This is a genomic window from Mycobacterium riyadhense, assembly GCF_963853645.1.
In the GTDB taxonomy this organism is placed as follows: domain Bacteria; phylum Actinomycetota; class Actinomycetes; order Mycobacteriales; family Mycobacteriaceae; genus Mycobacterium; species Mycobacterium riyadhense.
In genome coordinates this window covers 1,623,802-1,646,617 of sequence record NZ_OY970456.1, presented here as the reverse complement: position 1 = coordinate 1,646,617, position 22,816 = coordinate 1,623,802, and the positions used below count along the sequence as shown (strand labels likewise).

Annotated in this window: 21 protein-coding genes and 2 pseudogenes; 9 read left to right on the top strand and 14 right to left on the bottom strand. The window is 64.2% G+C overall.

The genetic code is table 11. The features are described from left to right. Positions 1-31: 31 nt before the first annotated feature. From AADZ78_RS07475 to AADZ78_RS07465, 3 genes are all read left to right on the top strand, one after another. On the top strand, positions 32-676 hold the full coding sequence (locus AADZ78_RS07475) for a DUF732 domain-containing protein (protein ID WP_085249253.1): 645 nt from the start codon (positions 32-34) through the stop codon (positions 674-676). A 114-nt stretch (positions 677-790) separates the two neighbouring features. Beyond that, positions 791-1,366: a hemerythrin domain-containing protein gene (locus AADZ78_RS07470; RefSeq protein ID WP_085249252.1), complete on the top strand. Its 576-nt coding sequence runs from the start codon at positions 791-793 to the stop codon at positions 1,364-1,366. Between the two features lie 61 nt (positions 1,367-1,427). Next, positions 1,428-2,873 carry a protein adenylyltransferase SelO gene (locus AADZ78_RS07465; protein ID WP_420910076.1) on the top strand — a complete coding sequence of 482 codons (1,446 nt, stop codon included), beginning with the start codon at positions 1,428-1,430 and terminating at the stop codon, positions 2,871-2,873. Here AADZ78_RS07465 and AADZ78_RS07460 read toward each other — a convergent pair. After that, entirely contained in the window at positions 2,849-3,790 is a 942-nt protein-coding gene (locus tag AADZ78_RS07460; RefSeq protein WP_085249251.1) for a DUF808 domain-containing protein, read from the bottom strand. The two genes, AADZ78_RS07465 and AADZ78_RS07460, sit on opposite strands and share 25 nt — an antisense overlap. A gap of 115 nt (positions 3,791-3,905) precedes the next feature. Here AADZ78_RS07460 and AADZ78_RS07455 point away from each other — a divergent pair, with 115 nt between their 5' ends. Next, positions 3,906-5,711, top strand: a complete 1,806-nt coding sequence (locus AADZ78_RS07455) for a serine/threonine protein kinase PknE (protein ID WP_085249250.1) — start codon at positions 3,906-3,908, stop codon at positions 5,709-5,711. 11 nt (positions 5,712-5,722) lie between these two features. On the opposite strand, the gene AADZ78_RS07450 is transcribed toward AADZ78_RS07455, so the two are convergent. The 3 genes and pseudogenes from AADZ78_RS07450 to AADZ78_RS07440 form a co-directional block, all read right to left on the bottom strand. Beyond that, positions 5,723-6,739, bottom strand: coding sequence for an NADP-dependent oxidoreductase (locus tag AADZ78_RS07450; RefSeq protein WP_085249249.1), 1,017 nt, complete (start codon positions 6,737-6,739; stop codon positions 5,723-5,725). 54 nt (positions 6,740-6,793) lie between these two features. Then, positions 6,794-6,913 (bottom strand): annotated as a pseudogene (locus AADZ78_RS07445) (LLM class F420-dependent oxidoreductase); the annotation flags it as partial. Continuing rightward, the gene (locus AADZ78_RS07440; protein ID WP_085249248.1) at positions 6,910-8,040 is read right to left on the bottom strand and encodes an acyl-CoA dehydrogenase family protein; all 1,131 of its coding nucleotides are present in this window, start codon (positions 8,038-8,040) and stop codon (positions 6,910-6,912) included. The pseudogene AADZ78_RS07445 and the gene AADZ78_RS07440, both read right to left, overlap by 4 nt. Positions 8,041-8,096: 56 nt before the next feature. On the opposite strand from AADZ78_RS07440, the gene AADZ78_RS07435 reads away from it, so the two are divergent. Both AADZ78_RS07435 and AADZ78_RS07430 read left to right on the top strand, forming a co-directional pair. Then, the gene (locus tag AADZ78_RS07435; protein WP_085249247.1) at positions 8,097-8,573 is read left to right on the top strand and encodes a winged helix-turn-helix transcriptional regulator; all 477 of its coding nucleotides are present in this window, start codon (positions 8,097-8,099) and stop codon (positions 8,571-8,573) included. A gap of 99 nt (positions 8,574-8,672) precedes the next feature. Beyond that, on the top strand, positions 8,673-9,809 hold the full coding sequence (locus AADZ78_RS07430; protein ID WP_085249246.1) for a cellulase family glycosylhydrolase: 1,137 nt from the start codon (positions 8,673-8,675) through the stop codon (positions 9,807-9,809). Positions 9,810-9,826: 17 nt separating this feature from the next. Here AADZ78_RS07430 and AADZ78_RS07425 read toward each other — a convergent pair whose 3' ends face one another. Both AADZ78_RS07425 and AADZ78_RS07420 read right to left on the bottom strand, forming a co-directional pair. After that, positions 9,827-10,327: an LppP/LprE family lipoprotein gene (locus AADZ78_RS07425; protein WP_239655225.1), complete on the bottom strand. Its 501-nt coding sequence runs from the start codon at positions 10,325-10,327 to the stop codon at positions 9,827-9,829. A gap of 144 nt (positions 10,328-10,471) precedes the next feature. Continuing rightward, positions 10,472-11,257, bottom strand: a complete 786-nt coding sequence (locus AADZ78_RS07420) for a spirocyclase AveC family protein (RefSeq protein ID WP_085249245.1) — start codon at positions 11,255-11,257, stop codon at positions 10,472-10,474. 153 nt (positions 11,258-11,410) lie between these two features. On the opposite strand from AADZ78_RS07420, the gene AADZ78_RS07415 reads away from it, so the two are divergent. Both AADZ78_RS07415 and AADZ78_RS07410 read left to right on the top strand, forming a co-directional pair. Further along, positions 11,411-12,052, top strand: coding sequence for a TetR/AcrR family transcriptional regulator (locus AADZ78_RS07415; protein ID WP_239656772.1), 642 nt, complete (start codon positions 11,411-11,413; stop codon positions 12,050-12,052). A 30-nt stretch (positions 12,053-12,082) separates the two neighbouring features. After that, positions 12,083-12,436: a hypothetical protein gene (locus AADZ78_RS07410; RefSeq protein ID WP_139828538.1), complete on the top strand. Its 354-nt coding sequence runs from the start codon at positions 12,083-12,085 to the stop codon at positions 12,434-12,436. Positions 12,437-12,587: 151 nt separating this feature from the next. On the opposite strand, the gene AADZ78_RS07405 is transcribed toward AADZ78_RS07410, so the two are convergent. From AADZ78_RS07405 to AADZ78_RS07390, 4 genes are all read right to left on the bottom strand, one after another. Further along, a complete protein-coding gene (locus tag AADZ78_RS07405) occupies positions 12,588-14,180 on the bottom strand; it encodes a PPE family protein (protein WP_085249270.1) in 1,593 nt (530 codons plus the stop codon). A gap of 388 nt (positions 14,181-14,568) precedes the next feature. Beyond that, positions 14,569-15,000, bottom strand: a complete 432-nt coding sequence (locus tag AADZ78_RS07400; protein WP_139828537.1) for a hypothetical protein — start codon at positions 14,998-15,000, stop codon at positions 14,569-14,571. Further along, entirely contained in the window at positions 15,000-16,844 is a 1,845-nt protein-coding gene (locus tag AADZ78_RS07395; RefSeq protein ID WP_239656773.1) for a WXG100 family type VII secretion target, read from the bottom strand. Before AADZ78_RS07395 ends, AADZ78_RS07400 begins: the two co-directional genes overlap by 1 nt. Before the next feature lie 9 nt (positions 16,845-16,853). Beyond that, positions 16,854-17,162 carry an RNA 2'-phosphotransferase gene (locus AADZ78_RS07390; RefSeq protein WP_239655231.1) on the bottom strand — a complete coding sequence of 103 codons (309 nt, stop codon included), beginning with the start codon at positions 17,160-17,162 and terminating at the stop codon, positions 16,854-16,856. A gap of 177 nt (positions 17,163-17,339) precedes the next feature. Here AADZ78_RS07390 and AADZ78_RS07385 point away from each other — a divergent pair, with 177 nt between their 5' ends. Then, on the top strand, positions 17,340-18,083 hold the full coding sequence (locus AADZ78_RS07385) for a M15 family metallopeptidase (RefSeq protein WP_085249240.1): 744 nt from the start codon (positions 17,340-17,342) through the stop codon (positions 18,081-18,083). Here AADZ78_RS07385 and AADZ78_RS07380 read toward each other — a convergent pair. The 4 genes and pseudogenes from AADZ78_RS07380 to cmtR form a co-directional block, all read right to left on the bottom strand. After that, complete coding sequence (locus AADZ78_RS07380) at positions 18,080-19,450, bottom strand: serine hydrolase domain-containing protein (RefSeq protein ID WP_139828541.1); 1,371 nt, start codon at positions 19,448-19,450, stop codon at positions 18,080-18,082. The two genes, AADZ78_RS07385 and AADZ78_RS07380, sit on opposite strands and share 4 nt — an antisense overlap. Before the next feature lie 280 nt (positions 19,451-19,730). Beyond that, a complete protein-coding gene (locus AADZ78_RS07375) occupies positions 19,731-22,073 on the bottom strand; it encodes a heavy metal translocating P-type ATPase (protein WP_085249268.1) in 2,343 nt (780 codons plus the stop codon). A 28-nt stretch (positions 22,074-22,101) separates the two neighbouring features. Continuing rightward, positions 22,102-22,383, bottom strand: a complete 282-nt coding sequence (locus tag AADZ78_RS07370; RefSeq protein WP_085249239.1) for a DUF1490 family protein — start codon at positions 22,381-22,383, stop codon at positions 22,102-22,104. Between the two features lie 43 nt (positions 22,384-22,426). Then, positions 22,427-22,785, bottom strand: a pseudogene (cmtR, locus tag AADZ78_RS07365) (Cd(II)/Pb(II)-sensing metalloregulatory transcriptional regulator CmtR). Positions 22,786-22,816: the final 31 nt, after the last annotated feature.

Below are 22,816 nucleotides of genomic sequence, written 5' to 3'. Positions count from 1 at the left end.
GTCGGTGCCGGGACATCGAAACGTGGCTACCATGGCCGTCATGGTCGAGCCGGGTTCGGCTGGCAACGAAACAGATGCGGCAACCGCCGCAGTAGACAGCGGCGAGACCGTTGCGGTGCCCAACCCCGCGCCCACGGACGCCGTGGAAGTCGCGTGGTCGCGCGGAGAAGATGTCGTTGCGGACGTCTACGAGAACGTCGAGAACGACGAGATTCCGAGCGAACCCCCGGCCGCCCGAGAGACCTGGCGCTCAACGTGGGGCAGAGCCACCGCGATGCTGATGGTCGGTGTCGGCCTCGCCGGGGCAATCGTATTGGGACATTGGGCTTTAACGAGGTCGCCGACCCCAGCCAAGCCCACGCAGGCACCGGCAGCACCAACCGCATCGGCGACAACTACGGCGCCGGACCCTGCCTCCATCACATCCACGCCGGATCAGGACAACAAGTACATCCAGGACCTGGGCGACCGGGGCATCTCGTTCGCCAACCCCGATGCCGCCGTCTACAACGGCAAGATGGTTTGCCTGAACATCCGCCAGGGGATGACGGTGCAACAGATCGTCGCGGAGTTTCGGACGAACAGTCCGGCGTTCAGCGACGTCGCCAATGACTACGTAGCCATTTCCGTTCGCACCTATTGCCCCCAAAGCAACAATCTCGTTGCAGGCTTCTGACCAACCGAATACGGTTGGGCGTTTTAGCGCACGCCTGCCCGGGTATGCGGCGCTCAGCGGTGCGAAGCCCCCCGCCCGCGGTCCTTAACTCTCCTCCGTAGGAGGTGTTTCGGCGTGGCCGAAATGATGGTTCAAACGCCCGAAGAAGTCATCGGGTTTCTCAAAGCACAGCACGACCTCATCGAGGACATGTTCGACGAGGTGCTGCATGCGTCGGATCCACAGGCACGCGAAAAGCCGTTCATTGAGTTACGCCAATTGCTTGCGGTACACGAAACGGCCGAGGAGATGGTGGTGCATCCGCGCCTGCGCCGCGAGGTCGACGATGGCGACGCGATTGTTGATGGCCTATTGCATGAAGAGCATGACGCCAAGGAGCAGCTATCCAAGATCGAAAGCCTCGACATCACCTCGCCGGAATTCATTCGCGAACTATCCAAGCTGCGTAAAGCGATACTGGCCCACGCCGAGCACGAGGAGACCCGGGAGTTCGCGCAGTTGCAGCGGGAAGTCGGCGTCGACGACCTCAAGCGAATGGGAACCGTCGTGAAGGTCGCTGAGGCTATCGCGCCGACCCGGCCGCACGCCGGTGTGGAATCGGCGAAGTTGAATTTCGCCGTTGGACCGTTCGCCTCGATGCTCGACCGTGCCCGCGATTTGATCCAGCAAGCCATCGGCGTACATATGTAGCGGTTTGGGTCGTCTCCGTAGTGTGGGCGGAGTGAGTCCCGAACTTCATACGGCACCGGACGTGACGGTCCCGCTGCAGGACCGCTTCGCCCGTGAGTTGCCGGAGCTGGCCATCCGCTGGCAAGCCGAGGTGCCACCCGACCCGCAGTTGCTCGTGCTCAACGAGCCGCTGGCGGCCCAGCTCGGTCTCGACGCCGCCTGGCTGCGCAGTCCCGAGGGGCTGCGGTTCTTGGCAGGCAACCTGGTACCCGAGGGCGCGGTTCCGGTAGCCCAGGCCTACTCGGGGCATCAATTCGGCGGTTACGTCCCGCGGTTGGGCGACGGGCGCGCGCTGCTTTTGGGCGAGCTCACCGACACCGAGGGGCGGCTTCGCGACATCCACCTCAAGGGTTCCGGCCACACACCATTCGCGCGCGGTGGTGACGGCCTCGCGGTGGTGGGACCGATGCTGCGCGAATACATCGTCAGCGAGGCGATGCACGCGATGGGTATCCCGACGACGCGATCCTTGGCCGTCGTAAGGACGGGGCGACTGGTCGAGCGTGAGGAGCGACAACTGCCGGGCGCCTTGCTCGTCCGCGTCGCGAGCAGTCACTTGCGGGTGGGCAGCTTCCAATATGCCGCAGCCAGCCGTGATGTCGATCTGTTGCGGCGCCTCGCCGACCATGCGATCACCCGTCACCATCCAAGTGCTGCGCAGGCCAAGCGCCCCTATCTCGCGCTGTTCGAAGCGGTGGTCGCGGTGCAGGCGTCCCTGGTGGCCCAGTGGATGCTGATCGGTTTCGTCCACGGGGTCATGAACACCGACAACGTGACGATCTCCGGCGAAACCATCGATTATGGCCCCTGCGCGTTCATGGAGGCCTACGACCCCGAAACCGTTTTCAGTTCAATCGACTTCTGGGGACGCTACGCCTACGGCAATCAGCCGGTTGTCGCCGAGTGGAACCTTGCCCGGTTCGCAGAGACGTTGCTGCCCTTGATTTCCGACGATGTCGAGGAAGCAATCGCACTCGCGCAGAACGCATTTGGCGAAACCTATCAATACCGCGACACCTGGTCATCGGGCATGCGGGCCAAGCTTGGCTTACCGGCGGACGGCGCGGCCGAGGTCGCGACGCCGCTGATCGACGAGTTGCTTGTCCAGCTGCGGGACAGCCGCGTCGATTACACCTCGTTCTTCCGTCACCTCAGCCACGCGGCCCGCGGCGACACCGAACCGGCACGCGGGCTGTTCCCCGATCTCGCGCGGTTCGACGGTTGGTTGTCGCGCTGGCGCGCCCTGGGTCCGGATGCCGTATTGATGGACCGGGTCAACCCGATCTACATTCCGCGCAACCATTTGGTCGAGGAAGCGCTGACGGCGGCGACGGCGGGCGATATCGAACCGCTCGAACGGCTCCTTGCCGCAGTGTCCGCCCCGTATGACGAGTGCGCCGGCCTGGAGCGCTATGCGACTCCGGCCCCGGAGGATTTCGGCGCCTACCGCACCTTCTGCGGCACGTAAAGCCGTCGCCCGCCGGCCCGAACCAAGTGCACGAGGGCAACGACCACGGCTCCGACGATCAAGCCAAGCACCGCAGACACGCCGGTATTAACCAACCAGGCCAGCACGGCACCGACGGAATGGGCGGCATGACGTAGCTGCTCCGCGGCGTGGTGCAGCACGCCGTACGGGGCGTGCCAGCCGAGATGATCGCTGCCCACCAGGAGGATGTGGCCGCCCACCCAGAGCATTGCCACCGTCCCGACCGCGGAGAGCGTTGCGAGCAGTCTCGGCATCGCGACAACGAGGCCCCGCCCGACCCGCTGCGCGAATCGGGATGCCGTCTGGGTGAGACGCAGGCCGACGTCGTCCATCTTGACGATGACGCCGACCACGCCATACACCGCGGCGGTGATGATCAGGGCAACGACGACCAGGGCGACGAGCCGCGGCAGGAACGGCAGGTCGGCTACCTCGTTGAGGGCGATCACCATGATTTCGGCGGACAGGATGAAGTCGGTCCGGATCGCGGCGGTCACCATGTGGCGCTCGGTTTCCACTTGCGGGGCGTGGCCGTCAGTGTCGCGGATGGTGGCCCAAACTTTCTCGGCGCCTTCGTAACACAGGTAGGTGGCGCCGAGCATCAGGATCGGGAACAGCAGCCACGGCAGGAACTGACTGAGCAGCAATGCGCCGGGCAGGATGAACAAAAGCTTGTTGCGCAGCGATCCGATCGCGATGCGCTTGATCATCGGCAGCTCGCGCTCGGCGCTGATCCCGTGTACGTACTGCGGCGTCACCGCGGTGTCGTCAATCACCACTCCGGCGGCTTTTGCGGCGGCACGGCCGGCCGCGGGGCCGACGCCGTTAACGGAGGCGGCGGTTAGCCGGGCCAGCGCCGCGACGTCGTCCAGGAGTCCGAAGAGACCCGCACTCATCGCGGCTTCCCCATGGCGCTGGAGGGTACTCGCGTGTCCTGGCTGTCGTCGGATCGAGGATGATGACCTAGCCTTATGCCTGGCCCGCCACCGCGGGGTGAGGAGAGAGTCGGCGATGGGTGACACCGCGGGTTCGCGGGAGGGCTCGCAGTTCGGGCCGTATCGGCTGCGGCGCCTGGTGGGGCGCGGCGCCATGGGCGACGTTTACGAGGCCGAGGACACGGTCCGTGAGCGAGTGGTGGCGCTGAAACTGATGTCGGAGACGCTCTCTCGCGATCCCGTTTTCCGCACTCGCATGCAGCGCGAGGCTCGCACCGCGGGCCGGCTGCAGGAACCGCACGTGGTGCCGATTCACGACTATGGCGAGATCGACGGGCAGCTCTACGTGGATATGCGCCTGATCGACGGCAAGGACCTGGCCGCCATGTTGAAACGCTACGGGCCGCTGACCCCGCCGCGTGCCGTGGCAGTTATCCGCCAGATCGGCTCGGCACTCGACGCCGCGCACGCCGCCGGGGTGACGCATCGCGACGTAAAGCCGGAGAACATTCTGGTCAGCGCCGACGACTTCGCCTATCTGGTGGATTTCGGGATTGCCAGCGCCACGTCCGACGAGAAGCTCACGCAGCTGGGCAGCACGGTGGGCACGCTCTACTACATGGCCCCGGAGCGATTCGGTGAGTCCGAAGTAACGTATCGGGCCGATATCTACGCCCTGGCCTGTGTGTTGTTTGAATGTTTGACCGGGTCCCCGCCGTACCGTGGCGACCAGCTCAGTGTGATGGGCGCGCATCTCAGCCAGGCCATCCCGCGGCCCAGCGCCGTCCGGCCAGGCGTTCCGGTCGCCTTCGACGGCGTGATCGCCCGCGGCATGGCAAAAGATCCCGCGGACCGCTACGCCACGTGTGGCGACCTGTCAGCGGCCGCCTATGCGGCGCTGGCCACACCAGATCAGGATCGTGCGACCGACATATTGCAGCGCAGCCAGGTAGCTCAGTTGCCGCCCGGGTTTGCCACCCCTGCGCCGAGTGGTTTTGCCGCGGCCCCGCATGCGCCGCCTACCCAGGGTCCGTGGCACGCGCCGTCGGCTCCGGGGTCGCCGTATGCGTCGGGACCAATGCCGCAGCCGACGTCCTGGGCCGGGCCCCCCGCTTGGGGCGGCAGCGCGGGTAGCGGCGGGGCGCCGCTATGGGGTCAGCCAGCGCCTGCGCCAAGCAATCGCAAGCCGTGGATCTGGGTAGGCGCGGCGGTTGCCGTTGTAGTGGCCGTCACCGGTGGGCTGGTCATCGCCCTTACCCATCCGTGGCAGGCATCCACGCCGCGTCGGACGACATCGTCGCCGGCGCCGCCGGCAGACGCGGTTGCGTTGCGCGTTCTCGATGACGGTGTGTTGGTCGGCAGCCCCGTGGCATCCGCAACGATCGACGTGTTCAACGAACCGATCTGCCCACCCTGCGGCGCCTTCATCAGGTCGTACGCAAGCGAGATCGACGCCGCCGTGGACAACAAGAAACTCGCGGTGCGCTATCACCTGCTCAACTTCCTCGACGACCAGTCGCACAGCAAGAACTACTCGACCCGCGCGGTGGCGGCCACATACTGCGTCGCAGGACAAAACGACCCGAAGATCTACGCCAACTTCTACTCAGGCCTATTCGCCAGCGACTTTCAGCCTCAGGAGGGCGCCGCAGCCGATCGCACCGATGCCGAACTGGCCCATCTGGCTCAAACCGTCGGCGCCACTGCCTCGGTGATCAGCTGCATCAAGGCAGGAAACGACCTCGGCACCGCCCAGACGAAGACCGCAAACGCCGACGCGACGCTGGCGGGCCTGAATGCTCAGGGCACGCCGTTTGTGTGGGATGGCAAGAAGTCGGTGAACCTGCAGGATCCAAGCTGGCTCACGCAGCTCATTGGCTGATATTTGCCACGCTAGGAGCGGCCGTCGAGCGCGAGCACCAGTTTGCCGGTGTTATCACCGCGAAACAACGCCAACAGGACGTCGGGAAAGTCGCCGACGTCGCCGTGGACCACCTGCTCACGCGAACGCAACTCACCACCGCGCAGCCAATTCGCCAGCTGCGCAACGGCTTCGGCGTATCGGTCGGCGTAGTCGAAGACGACGAAGCCGGTCATGGATGCCCGCGCGACCAGCAGCTGCATGTAGTTGGCCGGTCCCCGTAACTCGCCGGCGGCGTTGTATTGCGAGATGGCGCCGCAGATCACGACGCGCGCGCCACGAGCCAGCCGCGACAGCACAGCCTCCAGGACCGCTCCCCCGACGTTGTCAAAGAAGACGTCAATTCCATTGGGTGCATGCGTCTTTAGCTGTGCGCGCAGATTGCTCGCGTGGTAGTCGATGGCGGCGTCGAATCCGAGCTCGTCGACCAGCCAGCGACACTTGTCCTCGCCGCCGGCGATGCCGACCGCGCGGCAGCCGTTGATCCGGGCAATCTGGCCGGCGATGCTGCCCACCGAACCGGCGGCCGCGGAGACGACGACGGTCTGACCCGGCCGCGGCCGGCCAATATCGAGCAGTCCGAAATAGGCCGTCAGGCCACTGATCCCGAGAGCGCCCAGATGTACCGGCGCGGGTGCGACGGTGGTGTCCACCGCAGTCACGCCACTCCCGTCGGAAACCGCATAGCGCTGCACCCCGAACATGCCATATACCTCGTCGCCGGCCGCGAAATCCGGGTGACGCGAGTCGATGACGCGCCCAATTCCGCCGGCGCGCATTACCTCGCCGATCTCGACGGGCGGCACGTACGAGCGACCCGCATTCATCCACGTCCGCATCGCCGGATCGACCGACAGGTACTCCACCCGCACCAGGAACTCGCCCTCGGCCGGATGCCCGGCGGGCTCATCGATGACCTCGAAGTTCGAGGGTGTGGGCAGGCCAATCGGACGGGCGGCCAGACGGCACACGGTGTTGCTAATGGTCACGACTCAGATCTCCTGGACTAACGCGTGGAGAGTTGCCCGGCCTCCCGGGTCTTTGGCCATTTCGCCAATCCACACCGTGTCGAAGCCGGCGTCGGACGCGGCCTGCGCGCCGTCGATTGCCTCGAGGTCGGGCCGGTCGAGCCAGAACGGTAGGACGACTTCGATACCGCTCACAGCATCGACACGTCGGCGGGCTGGTCCAGCAGGACGCGGCCGGGCAGCTCGCGCGACGCCTCGTTGACCTGGAAATGGGCGGTGGCCGTGAACGCGTCTCGGAACCGACGTTGCAGCGGTGCTGCGTCGTAGATGGCGGTGCCGCCGGCGATGTCGTACATGGTGCGCACCACGTCGGCCGAGGTCCGTACCGCGTGCGTGGCCGCCAGCCGGAGCCGGTTGCGCATCGCCACCGGTACCGGTTCCGGTTGCTGGCTGGCCCGCCAGGCTTCGTCGATCGCCTCGTAGTACAGCGCGCGGGCGGCGCCCAGGGCCGACTCGGCCGTGGCCACCGCCGCTTGGGTCGCCGGACGCTGCGCCAAGGTGCGCGTCGCACCGAGTCCCTTCTTGCCGCCGGCCAGCTCGACCAGCTCGTCGATGGCGGCGCGCGCATTGCCCAAGGCGGCGGCGCCGATCGACAGCGCGAAGAAGCCGAACACCGGAAAGCGGTACAGCGGCCGATCGATGGTAGGTCCGTCAAACACCGAGAACACGCGATCGGCGGGCACGAAGACCTCGTCGGCAACGCTGTCGTGGCTGCCGGTGCCGCGCAGGCCCAGTGTGTGCCAGGTGTCCAGGACCTGCAGGTCGTCTTTGTGCAGTGCCACGACCGATGGCACGCGTTTTTCATCGACGAAGCAGCCGGCGAACATCATGTCGGCGTGGTTGATCCCACTGCAGAACGGCCAACGCCCGGACACCACGACACCGCCGTCGACCGACCGCGCCGTGCCGCGCGGCGCCCATACCCCCGCAGCGACACCCCGCCCGTCGCCGAACATCTCGTCACGGCTCGACGCCGGCAGATAGGCGACCAGCAGGGCGCTGGTAATCGCGATTGACACGCACCATCCTGCCGAGGCGTCGCCGCGCGCTACAACTTCGGCGCACCGCAGCGCCGGCCCGGGCGACAGCTCCAGCGCCCGCACCTCACGCGGCATGGTGGCACGCAGTAACCCGGCCTCAGCTAGATGCGCCACCAGCCCGTCGGGAAGTCGGCGGTCGCGGTCGATCTCTGCGGACATCTCCCAAGCCGACAGCGCAATTTTCTCGGCGATGGCCTCGATCTCGGTGTCGCTCTGATTCATCGAAGCTAAGATACCACCGATGGTTCAGCAATTGAACCAGGTACAGTTACTGAACTATGGCCGCCGCCGATCTGTCGCACCGCTTCGAAGGCGAGTCGGTCGGCCGCGCACTCGAGCTGGTCGGCGAGCGCTGGACACTGCTTATCCTGCGCGAGGCGTTCTTCGGGGTGCAGCGTTTCGGTCAGCTTGTGCGCAACCTCAACATTCCGCGGCCCACGCTGTCGTCGCGACTGCGGATGCTCGTTGATGTGGGCCTGCTGGACCGGGTGCCGTACTCGCGGGATCCCGAGCGTCATGAGTACCGGCTCACCGAGGCAGGCCACGACCTATTCGGAGCAATCGTCGTCCTTATGCGGTGGGGGGACGAGCATTTGCCGCACCCAGGCGGCCCACCAATTGTGCTGCGCCACCACAGTTGCGGGGAGTTCGTCGATCCCCGCTTGGTGTGCGCCCGCTGCGGCGAAGAGATCACCGCGCGCAATGTGACGCCGGAGGCCGGGCCGGGTTTCCACGATCGGCTGGCGTCGCCATAGACGCTGTGGCACAACGAAATCATTGCGAATGGATAAGCAAGACGAAACACGTTGCCGAGCAAGGCCGGAGACGGTGGCCGGCGACTTTATCGTCTGTTCGTGCAGCGCCGAACCGCCCTGAAGCTACCGCTGGCGCTGGCACTCGGCACGGCAGTTGCCCGAGCGCCGCGTGCCTCGGCCGAAGCGGGCCGGTGGCCCGCCGAGCGTGCCCATAGCTGGTATCAGGCGCAAGGCTGGCTCGTCGGCGCGAACTACATCACCTCCAACGCCATCAATCAGCTCGAGATGTTTCAGCCCGGCACCTATGACCCCCGGCGCATCGATGCCGAGCTGGGGGTCGCGCGGTCGCACGGGTTCAACACTGTGCGGGTCTTCCTCCACGATCAGCTGTGGGCCCAGGATCGCCAAGGTTTCCAAGGCCGTCTGGCGCAGTTCGTCGCCATCGCCGCCAACCGCGGCATCAAACCATTGTTTGTCTTGTTTGACTCCTGTTGGGACCCGTTCCCCAGGCTGGGTCCGCAGCGTGCGCCACGACCTGGAGTGCACAACTCCGGTTGGGTGCAGAGCCCGGGTGCTGAACACCTCGGCGATCGCCGGTACAGCGGCGTTCTACACGACTACGTCACGGGAGTGTTGAGCCAATTCCGTAGTGACAACCGCGTTTTGGGTTGGGACCTGTGGAATGAGCCCGACAATCCCGCGCGCGTGTACCGGAAGGTGGAGAGGAAAGACAAGCTCGAGCTTGTCGCGGAATTGCTCCCGCAAGTGTTTCGGTGGGCGCGCGCGGTTGATCCTGCTCAGCCATTGACGAGTGGCGTCTGGCAAGGAAGCTGGGGAGATCCGGGGCGCCGCAGCACAATCAGTGGCATTCAACTCGACAACGCGGACGTGATCACATTCCACAGCTATGCCGCCCCAGCCGACTTCGAGAACCGGATCGCCGAACTTTCTCCGCTGGGGCGGCCGATCCTTTGCACCGAGTATCTGGCTCGGTCTAAGGGCAGCACGGTCGAGGGAATCCTGCCAATTGCGAAGCGGCACAACGTTGGTGCGTTCAATTGGGGTTTGGTTGCCGGAAAGACTCAAACCTACCTGCCGTGGGATTCGTGGGATCACCCGTACCCCAAGCCGCCGAGAGTATGGTTCAGCGACCTCCTACTCCCCGATGGACGGCCCTTTCAGGACAGTGAAATTCAAACAATTCGGAAGCTTGCCAGCTTGCAAAGCCGGGATTAGACGTCGCTTCGTGGGATTCACCACGTGGGCGCGGGGTCCAACATCGCGACATGGTCGCGTTGCCACTGATACCTCACGGTGGTGACCGGACCGGTGCATGCGGTACAGACGTTCCGGTCGTCTTTGTAGTTGAGGGCGACGGTGTCGTCAGTTGTCTGAGCCCCGTTGATCGTGGTGAAAGGGTATGCCTTGAGCGTCCCTACCCCGGCGAAAGTGCCGTTGTGGAAGAGCAATGCCAGATCCGGCGAACCGCCGGTCGCTCCTTCGACGGTGATGATGACCGCCGAGAGGGTTGTGCACGGGTTGTAATTGCTGCTCGGATCGAAGCTTTTTGGGTTGGTGTTCCATGGGTAACTTTGCGGCAGCGCCGGCAGCGAGCTGATCGCGCTTTGGATCTCTGGGGCACTCAGGTTGACCCCGCACGTCGGTGCGGCATGCGCGGGAGCTGCCAGCAGTGGATTCGGTACGCAAAGAACGGCGACAAGCGCGGCCCAGCCAAGCATTCGCACCATTCGCATCGAAACACTGCCTCCTGTTTCATTAACGCGCAGTCGCAGTGTGGCATCCCAGTGCTCGAAACTGCTGCGACACTTTGAAGATGATGAGGAATCGATAACTGGTCTTTACCTGGCCTTGACGGGCGGCCGCGCCCGGTATCGGCCCTACCGGGGTTGGTTCGGTACGCCGGGGAACAGCTGCTCGGCTGGTCCCGAGGTCACCCAACCGCCCAGCTTCGTAGCCAGGTGGGGCGCAAAGACCGCCCCGTAGAGCAGGTTTCCGATGACGATGACCGCAGCGATGGATAGGACTGACGACTGCAGACGGCCCGTCGATTTCTTGCGCGCCCACATCTCGATGACATTTCGCCCCTTGGAATCCGTGCGGCCCAGCAGATACGTGAACACCATGATCTGCGCACCCAACGCCAGGGAGTCATAGATCGGGTACTGGTGCTTGGTCCCCTCGAAGATTGCAAGCCCGGGAATCACGTAGCCGTAATGGAATACGCCGAGCCGGGCGCCAATTAACGCGTTGAAAACGAAGGCCCAGCAGAAGCCAACGGCGAGGCCGACGGTCAGCAGGGTGATTGGCCTACGCCAGCCGAACCGCGCACTCAACCATCGCCCGAGCGGGGCGCCGACAACTGCGGGCATCACGAAATAGCCGATATAGCCGACGGGCACGGACGAAGGCAGCCCACCCCACGTCATGTTCAGCGGCCACCACGACGGCATGCGAGGCAAAGCGGGAGGGAACTGCGCGTACATCGCCCAGTCGTACGGAGCCTCGATCCACGAGAACGAGATCGCCGAGATGCAGAGCAGTAGCAGTGGGTGGATGCGACGGCCGCGGATGCTCAGATACACACCAATTGCGGTGAACAGGATGCCGCTGCCCCAGCCGAAGACAACCGCCGCCGTCAGCAAGGGCGTCAACTCGGCGCTCATTGCTCGTCACGCGCGCCACCACGCGCTTCCGGGTCGAAGTAAACGACCAAGCCAACGATGAGAGCGATCAGCCCAAACAGTGTGCCAAGCATGATGACTGCGCCCACGTTAATAGTGGACACTATTCTATAAGGACGGTCAAGGCCGACTATCGTGAACGCCGTGGCACACAGGTCGGGTCCGGCGATCCGACGGCCCCGCGGCGAGCCGCGCAGACTCCTGCTCGATGCCGCCCGCGAGCTGTTCGCCCGCCAGGACTACCGCACCACCACGACGCGTGAAATCGCCGAGGCCGCCGGAGTCAGCGAATACCTGCTGTTCCGGCACTTCGGATCGAAGGCTGGACTGTTTCGGCAGGCCCTCGTCGTTCCTTTCACGAGCTTCGTCGACGAATTCGGCCGGACGTGGCAGGCGGTCGTGCCCGAGGAGACCGACGAAGAGGAACTGGCCCGGCATTTTGTCGAGCGGCTCTACGACGTGATTGTGGAACATCGCGGCCTGCTCCTGACGCTCGCAGCGTCAGAATCGTTCAGCGAGGAGGAAATTGCCGGCGCGGGCATCGCCGACATCCGGCGGGCCATTGCGGCGCTCGGTCAGATCAGCGCCGAGGGAATGCGCTTACGCGGGATGCGATCGAGACAGCCGGACCTGCCAGCTGACTCAACGGTGGCGATGATCGTCGGCATGGTTGCGCTGCGTTCCACTTTCTTCGGAGAAAGGCCGCCCCCGAAAGAGGCGATTGTCGACGAACTCGTCCAGGCGATCCTGCACGGCTTCCTGCATCGACGCACCTGAGTAGCCGCGCACCACCGGAGGGAGAAACTCTTGGCGAAATACCTTGTGCTCTATTCGTCCACGCACCGAACCGGCCAGGAACTTCGATGGCGGCTTGCTGCTGATGTCGATCTCGACGAGATTCAGCGTCGGCTTGATCGAGCACAGCCCGGAGAGTTCGTGAAAGTTCCGGTGGTCCTAGAAGACGAACTCGAAACGCTTCAATTGCGGGTGCAACCGTATCAGTTTGGGGCGTGGCTTGTTCTTGACCTGCCGGAGGTGCAGGGCGCCCCGGCACCGTTGCTCGCTGCTCGGGGCCGGATGCCTGACTGGGGCCGGCTGTTCCGCCAAGTACACCAAGCCGCCGACGTAGCTCGTGAATCCAAGCGGCAACAGTCTGAGTGAATTCGTGCCTGAACGAATTCAGTTCTGCCGTGACAAAGGATGGCGCAAGCCGGAGGACGCCATTGTCGTTACCCGGCCGACCATGTGGGGCAGCGCATTTGCTGTCGGTCACGACATCACGCAAGGCAGCGAGTTCAGCGATGCAGATCGATCATGCCGCGATACCGAGTTCCCGGTTGATCTGAGGCCAGTACTGGGGACCGTCCAGGGTGAGCAGAATCCAGTCGTGAATTTGCCCATTGGCCAGTACGAAGTTGATCGGGGCACCCAGGGCCGCGGCATTTTGTTGGAGAACAAACACGTCCGGAGCGAGTATGTCCAGGTTGCCCGCGTAGACGTACGTCGGCGGGAGCCCGGCAAGTGACCCATACAGCGGACTCACCCGAGGGTCATTCACGGGAAGATTGCCTGCCCACACCCTGCCGATCTGTTGCGCAGGCCCAACCGGGAGCAGGGGATCCTGGACAAACGCAATATTTGGATTGGTCATCCCTACGTCCAGCCACGGGGACAGCAGAACCATTGACGCGGGTACGGGGTCACCCTGGTTCACCATATATTGGACGGCCGCTAGTGCGAGGTTGCCGCCCGCGGAGTCGCCGATCACGCTGACGTTCGAGGCCCCGTGTTGAGCGACTTGAGTGGAGATGAGGCCAGCCATTGCGGGGACAACGACGCCGGCGGTACCCCCTTGCTGCAGCAACGGGTAGATGGGAACTTGAACGGTCGCGCCGGTCTGGTAAGCCATCACCGAGTAGTTGATCCAGTGGAGAAATGACGGCGGAAAAATAAACCCGCCACCGTGAATGGCAACCACGTATTCGCCGGTTGGTTGAGCCGGCGTGATCTGCACGACGCTCATCCCGTTAGATGTGGTGTATTGGACCGTTTGTCCCAGCAGCAAGTTCAACAACGGTGGTGGGGAGTTGCCGATAAACCACGATATCGGCGGGACGTCGCTGGCAATCAGCTGCAAAAGTGGATTACTTGGCACGGCAAGTTGAGTTTCGAGTCCGGACAAATTCAGGAGGGGTTTTACCGGATACAGCGCGGCGGTTTCAAATCTCGTTAGCAGTGACGGCGTGCCGGTGAAGGTCCCTGCCTCCGTTGCCGGGAAGGGAGGAGCGGCCGGCGCCCCGAAGATCTCGGTCAGGATGGTGTTGGACACCTGGGTGAATCCAGTGGCCAACGCCGTAGGGGTCTGCTGGATAACTCTGGCGAATTCGCCTGGCAGATCTTCTAGCGCTTGCGCCCACGGGGTCAACCGCGCGACCGTTGCCGACGCGCTGGCGTGATACCCGCTCATCGCGGCGACATCCTGAGCCCACATCTGCTCATACGCAGCCTCGGCGGCCGCGATCGCTGGGGCGTTTTGGCCGAACAAGTTCGAGATCACCAGCGAAATCAGCTGGCCGCGATTGGCGGCGATCAGTCCGGGGTCCACGATCGTTGCCAGCGCCGCCTCATATGCGATGGCCGCCGCCCGGGCTTGGGCAGCTGACCGTTCGGCTTGAGCGGCTGCCCCACCCAGCCAGTCCACATATCGGGCGGCTGCGGTCGTCATGGACACCGAAGCCGCGCCTTGCCATGCCTGGTCCGCCAGGTCTGCGATTGCCGACCTAAACGACGTCACCGCTGAGCTCAGCTCGCTGCCGATCCCGTCCCAGGCGGCCGCCGCCTCCAACATCGGCACCGGACCCGGTCCATCAAGCAGCAGCACCGAGTTGACCTCAGGCGGCAGCACCGCAAAGCTCACAACCGCTCCCCTCGATCAGCCCTTGAGCAGCCCCATTTCAGCAACGTACATCCTTGAGGCCGTAGAGGAAGCGTTTCCTGTGCAAACGTTTTCGCGTCGAAACCTAGAGGCTCGCACGGCAGAATCTCACCGGAGCTGGCGGAGATTCAACCCTCAGACAGCGTTCGACAAGCGATCGGTCGCATTTGACTCTTTCCTGAGGATCGAATTCGAGCGCGGCACCGCGAAAGCACGTCGCCGATATTGCCTAATCACACATCGTACATTTCGAGAATACTATCGTGCGCCGCGTCATAATACTTGATCTTTCAGGAAGTTGATTTCTAGTTCTCCATTTGACTAAGGAGCAACCACTGAAATCTCTTGGGCCATGCAATCAGCTTTCACCGTCCGCAATTATCGCCGCATGTGCGGAGTCAAAATACCGGGCTATGCGCTCTCTCTTTAGCCATTCGAGCCGTTTCGGGGTGGTGTCGAAATTGGTCCGTTCCTCGCGGAGCTTTCGGACGAGCTCTTCGAGGGGCAGGTCGGGCATCTCAGTGAAATCGTTGAAGTAGTACCACTTTCCAGATCGGTCGTAGAGGCCATACTCGTTCGGAGCATCCAGCGGGGCGATCATCGCATTGATTTCGCCTTCTCGCGACGAGTGGTAGATCTGAATTTTGCAGTCTTGGCCTCGGTAGTAGACAACCGAACCCTTCGGCCCGTCCTCGTCAACATCGCTATCGACCTTCTCGACGGCGAAACCCAGATCCGACAAGAAAGGTTCAACTATCGTGTGCACTTGTTGCAAGAAGTCGTCAACCATCAATCCCTCACCCATGCGTTGCCGACACGCCGATATCCGTATTTTGGCGCGTTCTCGACGAGAAACTCGATCTCTTTCGCAGAAAATGAGTCTGGAAACTTTAGCACGACTGCCTCCAGCGAGGGATATTGGTCATTCAACACATATTCAATGCGCGAAACGCCGTTCTCCATTTGGCCGCGGAGGAACTGTTCGTTGACTTGCCATCCTAGTGCGTCGGCATCCGCGGAGCCGAGCCCGTGACCGATGGCATCCCACGCATCCCGCCCAGTGTCGTAGTAGATTCCGCCGTGGCCTCTGGCTTCGCCGATGTAGCCGCCGTCCTGGCCGTCGAACCTACCCAGGACGACGCGGTCTGGGTTGTCACCGACGTAGTGGGTCGACATGTCAGCGAGTTGCCGGCTAAGGCCTGGAGTGGGTCCGCCGTGTGTGTGCGCGTAGTTGAGATCAAACGCCGCCTGGTCTGCCCACGGATTGTAGGTGGGCGGGTGATCGAAGCCGATCGGTGCATGCGGTGACACCACTGGACCGGTATCGAGCACACCGGGCCCAATATCAGAAAGTCCTGCTCGAATAGCGGCTCCCTCGCCGCCGAAGAACAGCCCGGGCAGCGTGGTGGCGGCATCGGAGACTTTGGCGCCCAGAAAGTAGGCCGGGCTGGGTGAGTCCAACGCGTCCTTGACTTCCCCGATCGCCGACCCGATCGGGTTTTGCACCGTCTCGACGGTGCCCTCGAGCATCCGCTGCCACGACTCGAGCACCCCAGGCGCCCCAGGCCCGCCCTGCCCGAAAAGGTTTTTGATCCCCTGCTCGGTCGCACGCCAGCGATCACCAAACCCCTCACCGAACCCCGGCGCCGGCGGCCGCGGCGGCTCGGGCGCAACATAGTTGGGCATACCCTCGTCGATCCAACGCTGGGCGCGCGCCACAATCTCGTTCAGCCGCGCCTCGACCTGACCCGGCGCCACACCATCGGCGATCATGGTGGGGCGCACCAGCGCCTTGAACCTCTCCACCTCTGCAGCACTCGGCCGAGGCGGCCGCACCCCCGAGACAACGGGTTGGTGAACCCGGCTCAACAGATCCGGCACACTGCCCGGCGCCGGCTCCTGCCCACCAGCGCCGGTTGGCTGAGTCCTCTCGGTCGGCAGCAACAGGTCGCGCAGCGACGGCGGCTCACCCCCGCCACCCGCGGAAACCAGCGGGCCCTCAGCCGGGACCCCACCTGGCCCGGCCTCGGCGGGCCCGCCGGGCAACAGCATCTCTTGCCACGTCCGCGGCCTACCCCCAGACACATCGGGCACGCCTTGCCGCGGTACGACACCGCCCGGCGAGACGCCCACACCATCCAAAGAGACTTCACCGACCGCCGCCCCAATCGCGGTGGCCAACTCGTGATCGGCAGCGTGCGCATGCACCTTGCACGCGGTCAATTCGTCCTGCAACACCTGCTGCTCGGCGGCCAACCCGATCGGATCGCGCCCAATCCAGGTATCACCCACCTCGATGCGCCAATCCGACGTAATCGTCCAGCCGTTCACAGCAGCGGCCCGCTCAACATCCTCCAACTCACGCTTGCACGCACTCACATCCGCCTCGGCACGCGACACCGCCGCCGCCACCCGCTGCGACTCCACACCGTCGGCCTCAATGTCGCGGCGAATCCTGCCCACATCGGCGCGAAAAGCCTCCCCCGCCTCCCCCTGCCACTCAGCCAAAACACGGTGCGCCTGATCCAAGCCATCCCCCAGGCGCTGCAACGTAGCAGCACGCCCGCTGGCCGTCTCAAACACCATCTGGATCGCACCCAGATCCCAGCGCTTGACATCACCAGGAGTCAACACCCCCACCCGCTACCCCGACCCCCGCACCGACCCCAACACCCCGGCCGAACCGTCCTCATTCGCGGCGTAACTGACCAACGCCTCAGCCACACACGACCCCAACCCGCCCACCCGCAGCTTGTGCTGAGCGTGCCGGGCCTCCCACCGCACCGCCAGATCGCCCAACGCCAGTCGCGAGGACCCAACCCAACCCGACACCGCCTCGGCCAACCCATCCTCATGGCCAACGAAATCCACAGCGGCCTCACCCACCGCATCGAGCACCTGGTTGCTCCCAACATGCAGCGCGACAAGATCGACATTCAACTCCCCCGCCACAACAACCCCCTTAATCGGTCGGTGGCAGTGCGCGGTGAAGCCTAGCCCGCCTGATCGCGCCACACCCCTCACCCCAACCGGTCATACAGCTGGCCGACGAACACGGCGACCGGTGTCGCGGTAGCGTTGGCACCGGACTTGTCCAGCGAAACCGCTTATCGCGGCGGCCTTGCAGGGATGGAAGCAAGCGGTGAGGACTCATCCCAATTGACGCGGCGGAACGCCTTGCTGGCGGAACTGCTCTCAGCGGTTGTCGTGCTGGCGGGGTGCGCCGCCGCTCCGCCCCCTCATTCGGCCAAACCATCAACGTCGATTGCACCGTCACCGTCAGCCCCTGCATCGTCGTCGGCCAGCGCCCAGCCAGCTGCCGATGGAACCGTGGCGCCAGTCACCGCCGCCGAACTCGGCGCAACCTGGCGGCCCGATTGCCCCGTCGAACCGAGGCAGCTGCGACGGGTCGACGTCGACCACATCGGCTTCGACGGCCAGACCCACCGCGGCCAGCTGATCGTGCACGAAGATCTGGTGCCGGAAGTCATCGAGATCTTCGACCAGCTTTATCGATTGGGCTATCCCGTCGACAAGATCCGCACGGTCGAGCACTACCCGGCCGGCGACGATGAGTTATCGATGGAGGACAACAACACCTCGGCGTTCAATTGCCGAACCATCCCAGGAAGCAACCAATGGTCACCACACGCCTACGGTCGGGCTATCGACCTCAATCCGCTTCTCAACCCATGCCTCTACGCCAGCGGCGCCTTCGAACCGCACAACGCGGCGGACTACCTGGACCGCAGCCGCACCGACCCTGGACTCCTACACACCGGGGACCCAGCCGAGCACGCTTTCACGGATCGTGGCTGGCGCTGGGGTGGCAACTGGACGACTCCCGACTACCAACACTTCGAGCGGCCCTAAAGACCCAGGGCCTGTGCCGTCGCCGTAGCAACCTCACCTCGCAGATTCGACATCGGAGGACTGCCTCGCGTATGGATCGAGTTCGACAGCAGAACTATGTAGGTATCTGAGCCTGGGTCCATCCAAACCGAGGTTCCGGTGAAGCCGGTGTGGCCAAAGCTACCGATGGGGAAGACCATGCCGCGCGTCGTGGACTGGGCCGTATCGATATCCCAGCCAAAGCCACGCAGGTTTTGTCCCGCGATCGCCGGATAACGCGGAGCGAGCAGCGGATCTGTTCTATTTGGTCTCTTTGCGACGGCTTCTCGGGCCGCATCGTTGGCTGCATTGAGTTGTTGGGGTGTATGTCCGGGCTGCTGTGGAGCCGTCATCGACTCCAAAGTTGGTTGCGCCAAAGGAAACTCGCTCGGTCGGCCGGCGAGCCGGTCAAGCAATGCCTGGGCATAGATGCTGACGTCGTGGGCCGTCGCGAACACCCCGGCATGCCCGGCCACTCCACCCATCCGCCGCGTCGTCGTGTCATGGACGGTGCCCCGAAGTAGGTGATCAAGATCCGGATTTTTGCTCGGATCGGCTCGGCTCTCTTCGTCGCGTGCTGTCGGCGCGATGCGTGACAACAGACCGGTGCTCCAGGTACCTGCAGGACAAGCGGCCTGCGCGCGCTCTGTTGGCCCGGGAGCCCACGCAATCGCAGCGCCTCTCATCGTGTGCGGACCGCATGCTTTGGCCGGAGGGAGATAGCGGGTGTCTTCCATACCAAGTGGCGCAAACACGTGTTCTTGAACGTAAACGTCTTCCGCCTCGCCGGTAATCTGCTCGATCAGCGCGCCAAGCAGAATGAAGTTGATATCGGAGTAGCGGAAAACCTCGCCAGGACCCGACTGCAGCGGCGTAGTGAGCGCACGATGAATGCCTTCTGCTTTATCGGCTCCTGTTAATCCCCACGGATCTGCGAGGTTTACATCTCCGGGTTCGCCTGAAGTGTGCGTAAGCAACATGCGAACCGTCACCTTTGCGCGCCCTGGATCGTTCGTCGTGTTGAGGTCCGGCAAATAGTTCTGCACGGGATCGTCGATTTGAACCTTGCCTTGTTCGTAAAGCTGCATGACGGCGGTCGCCGTTGCGAGACTCTTCGTCAACGACGCCAAGTCAAAGATGGTGTCCTCGGTCATCGGCTCCGCGGGTGCGGGCGATCCATCTAGCCCAGGCTCGCCGGCAAGCTTGCGCAAGCCATACGCCTGATGGAAGACGACGTTGCCACCGTGCCCGATCACAACCACGGCGCCTGGCAGCCGATTTGCCGCAATCGCATCGTTGATCAGCTTGGAAACCGTTGCGAATTCAGGTCCGGTGGCCGCATCGGGCAGCTTGGACGCCGTTGTGAAGTCAGGCGTGGGGACCGCGGGTGACAGCTGCGTTGCCTGCCCGGTGTCGGTTGCCGCTGTGTGTGCCGGATTGCCAGGCCCGCAAGCCGCAACGAATGCAAGCAAGACAGCTCCAGCGGCTGTGGCTTTTCGTAAGGCCTTTAGCACCGGCTTACCCAGGGCAAAGCTGCCAAGTGTCTTCACATAATTCCCCGCCGCCGAGTTCACGGAAGGTCGTCCCGCCATGATGCTGGATCCGGCCCAGCGGCTTGTCAAGTATTCGTCAAGGCACATCGAAGCTGTCGCACCGCGGCGCTGGCCCAGCAATTGGCTTGATGCGCCCGGCGCGCACACCGTTGGCGATGACGACGACTTCGGCGAGTTCATGGACCAACACGACCGCGGCCAGGCCGAGGATCCCGAACGCGGCCAGCGGCACCAGCACGGTGATGATGCTCAGCGACAGTCCGACGTTTTGCAGCATGATCTGTCGAGTTCTGCGGGCGTGGTCTAGCGCCTGAGGCAGGTGACGCAGGTCTTGGCCCATCAACGCGACGTCGGCGGTTTCGATGGCAACGTCAGTTCCCATGGCGCCCATAGCAATTCCCAAGTCGGCCGCGGCTAACGCCGGAGCGTCGTTGACGCCATCGCCGACCATAGCCGTGGCCCGCTGGGAACGCAGTTGAGCGATCAGGTTGGCCTTGTCTTCGGGGCGCAGTTCGGCATAGACGCGCTCGATTCCGGCTTGGGCTGCCAATGCGGTCGCGGTGGCGCGGTTGTCACCGGTGAGCATCGACACCTGGTAGCGCCCGGCGCGCAACCCGGCGATGACCTCGGCGGCTTCAGGACGTAGTTCGTCACGCACCGCGATGGCGCCGAGCAACTGTTCGTCGCGCTCGACGAGAACCGCTGTCGCCCCGGCTTGTTGCATACGCGCCACGTCATCGGCCACGTCGCCCGGGTCGAGCCAGCCTGGACGCCCCAGTCGCACGACATGCCCATCCAGGACACCGGTCAGCCCGGCCCCGGGAACGGCCTGCACGTCAGTGGCGGCGGCGACGGGCTCTTGGACCGCTGCGAGGATGGCCGCCGCAAGGGGATGTTCACTGCGAGCTTCCAGTGCGGCCGCCACCGCCAGCACCTCTTCACGGGCTGCGCCGTTCGTGGTAGCGACGTCGATGACCGCCGGCCGGTTAGCCGTTAACGTTCCCGTCTTGTCCAGAGCAATCCCGCCGATGGTGCCCAAGGCTTCCAGCGCGGCACCACCTTTGATGAGTACGCCGAGTCTCGAGGCGGCGCCAATGGACGCGACGACTGACACCGGCACGGCAATGGCCAGCGCGCAAGGCGCCGCCGCGACCAGAACCACGAGTGCGCGTTCGATCCAGACCGCCGGGCTCCCGAAGACGCTGCCGATCCCGGCGATCAGCACCCCAGCGACCATGATGCCGGGCACCAGCGGTCGCGCGATGCGGTCGGCCAGCCGCTGGCTGGCACCTTTGCGAGCCTGTTCGGCTTCCACGATGTGGACGATGCGCGCGAGCGAGTTGTCCGCAGCGGTCGCGGTGACCTCGAGCTGCAAAACTCCGGACCCGTTGATCGACCCAGCGAACACTTCGTCGCCAGGTCCGGCTGCTACCGGCACCGATTCGCCGGTGATCGCCGAGACGTCCAGCGCAGTGCGCCCCGCACGAATGACGCCATCAGTGGCCAGACGTTCCCCGGGTTTGACGATCATCTGATCCCCAACGCGAAGTTCGGCAGCGGCCACCACGGTCTCGGTCCCCGCTCGCAGTACTGTGGCCTGTTCGGGCACCAGCGAGAGCAGGGCGCGCAGGCCGCGGCGGGTACGCGCCATCGCATATTCCTCTAGTCCCTCGCTGATGGAGAACAGGAACGCCAGCGTGGCTGCCTCGCCGACCTGGCCGAGTGCCACAGCGCCGGCCGCGGCGATGGTCATCAGGGTGCCGACGCCGATGCGACCCTGCGCCAGCCGCTTCAGCGTGGAGGGCACGAACGTCGATGCCCCAACGGCGAGCCCGAGGACTTTGAGTCCCAGCGCGAGCGGCCCGAACGGAGTGAGCCACGCGGTAACCGTTGCTGCAGTGAGCAGCGCTCCGGACACCGCTGCTCGCCGCAGCTTGGCAACTTGCCAGAGCCGCTCCGGCTCGGGCTCGTCGTCATCGTGGTCGCAGCAGCCATCGCTGAACCCTTGCGGCCGCTGCTGATTCATCGAAGGTCGCACCGGCACGCCAGCGCGGGGACCCGACCGCACCCGCATGCTCCAGTCAATGATTCGCTGCGTGATGCCGGCTTTACGGCCATCCGTGGAGTGCAGGGAGCGCGCCGGCACGGATTCTGCCGGGATGTGCTCAGCTTCGGCTATCGCCGACAAGATTTCAGTGGTGTCGCAGCGCTCAGGCGAATACCAGATCACCACGGATGCCGTGCGCGGATAGGCGTGCACGGCCTGCACACCGGCAACCTTGCCCACCGTGTCCTCGATCGCGACCGCTCGGACCATATCGAACTGAAACCCCCTGGCGCGCACCCGCATTCGTCCTGATGCTGCGGATACGATGGTCAGCTCCACCCCAGCATCGGTTGAATCCCGAACGGTGAGCATCATCAGCCTTCCTGGTTGTGCCCGGCGCTCAGCAGTCGTCGTCGACCGCTTTAGGACCTACCGGCTGAGGCGCCTCGTCACCGATCCGGTCGCGTGCTTCGGCAACCACATCGGCAACCCTGAGCCGAGCCGCCTCGGCGGCGACCTCCGCACGCCGAGTCCCACGAAGGCCCCACTCCGTCGCCGTCACCGCGACACGGTGTACCGGAGCCTTCCCTACCGCCTTGCGCAGCACCTCATAGGCGCTCACCCCAACCAGCCCGGTGAATACCGCCCCGACCGCCCGTGCCGCCAGCCCGTGTGCAACCACTGCTACTCCTCCTGTTTCGTTCTGCCACTACACAATTCGTTGCTTATCGACTGCCGCTCAGCTCGACGCCACGTCGAATGCCGTTTGCTCGCCCGCACACGGCTGGTCGGTGTCCACTGCGAGGACGACCTGAACCAATTCGCTCAACGCACGGGCTAGGTGACTATCGGCCAGCGCATACCGCACCTGCCGGCCTTCATAGGTTGCGATGACCAGCCCGCAGCCCCGCAAACACGACAGGTGATTGGACACATTCGATCGCGTCAACCCGAGGTGCGAAGCCAGCTGTCCCGGGTAGCAAACTCCGTCCAGCAGCGCCACCAGAATCCGGCATCGCGTCGGGTCGGCCAGCGCCTTGCCCAATCGAGAAAGGGCCGATTCCCGAGACGAACATGTCAGCATGCACTCAACAGTACAGCGAATACTGATCTAA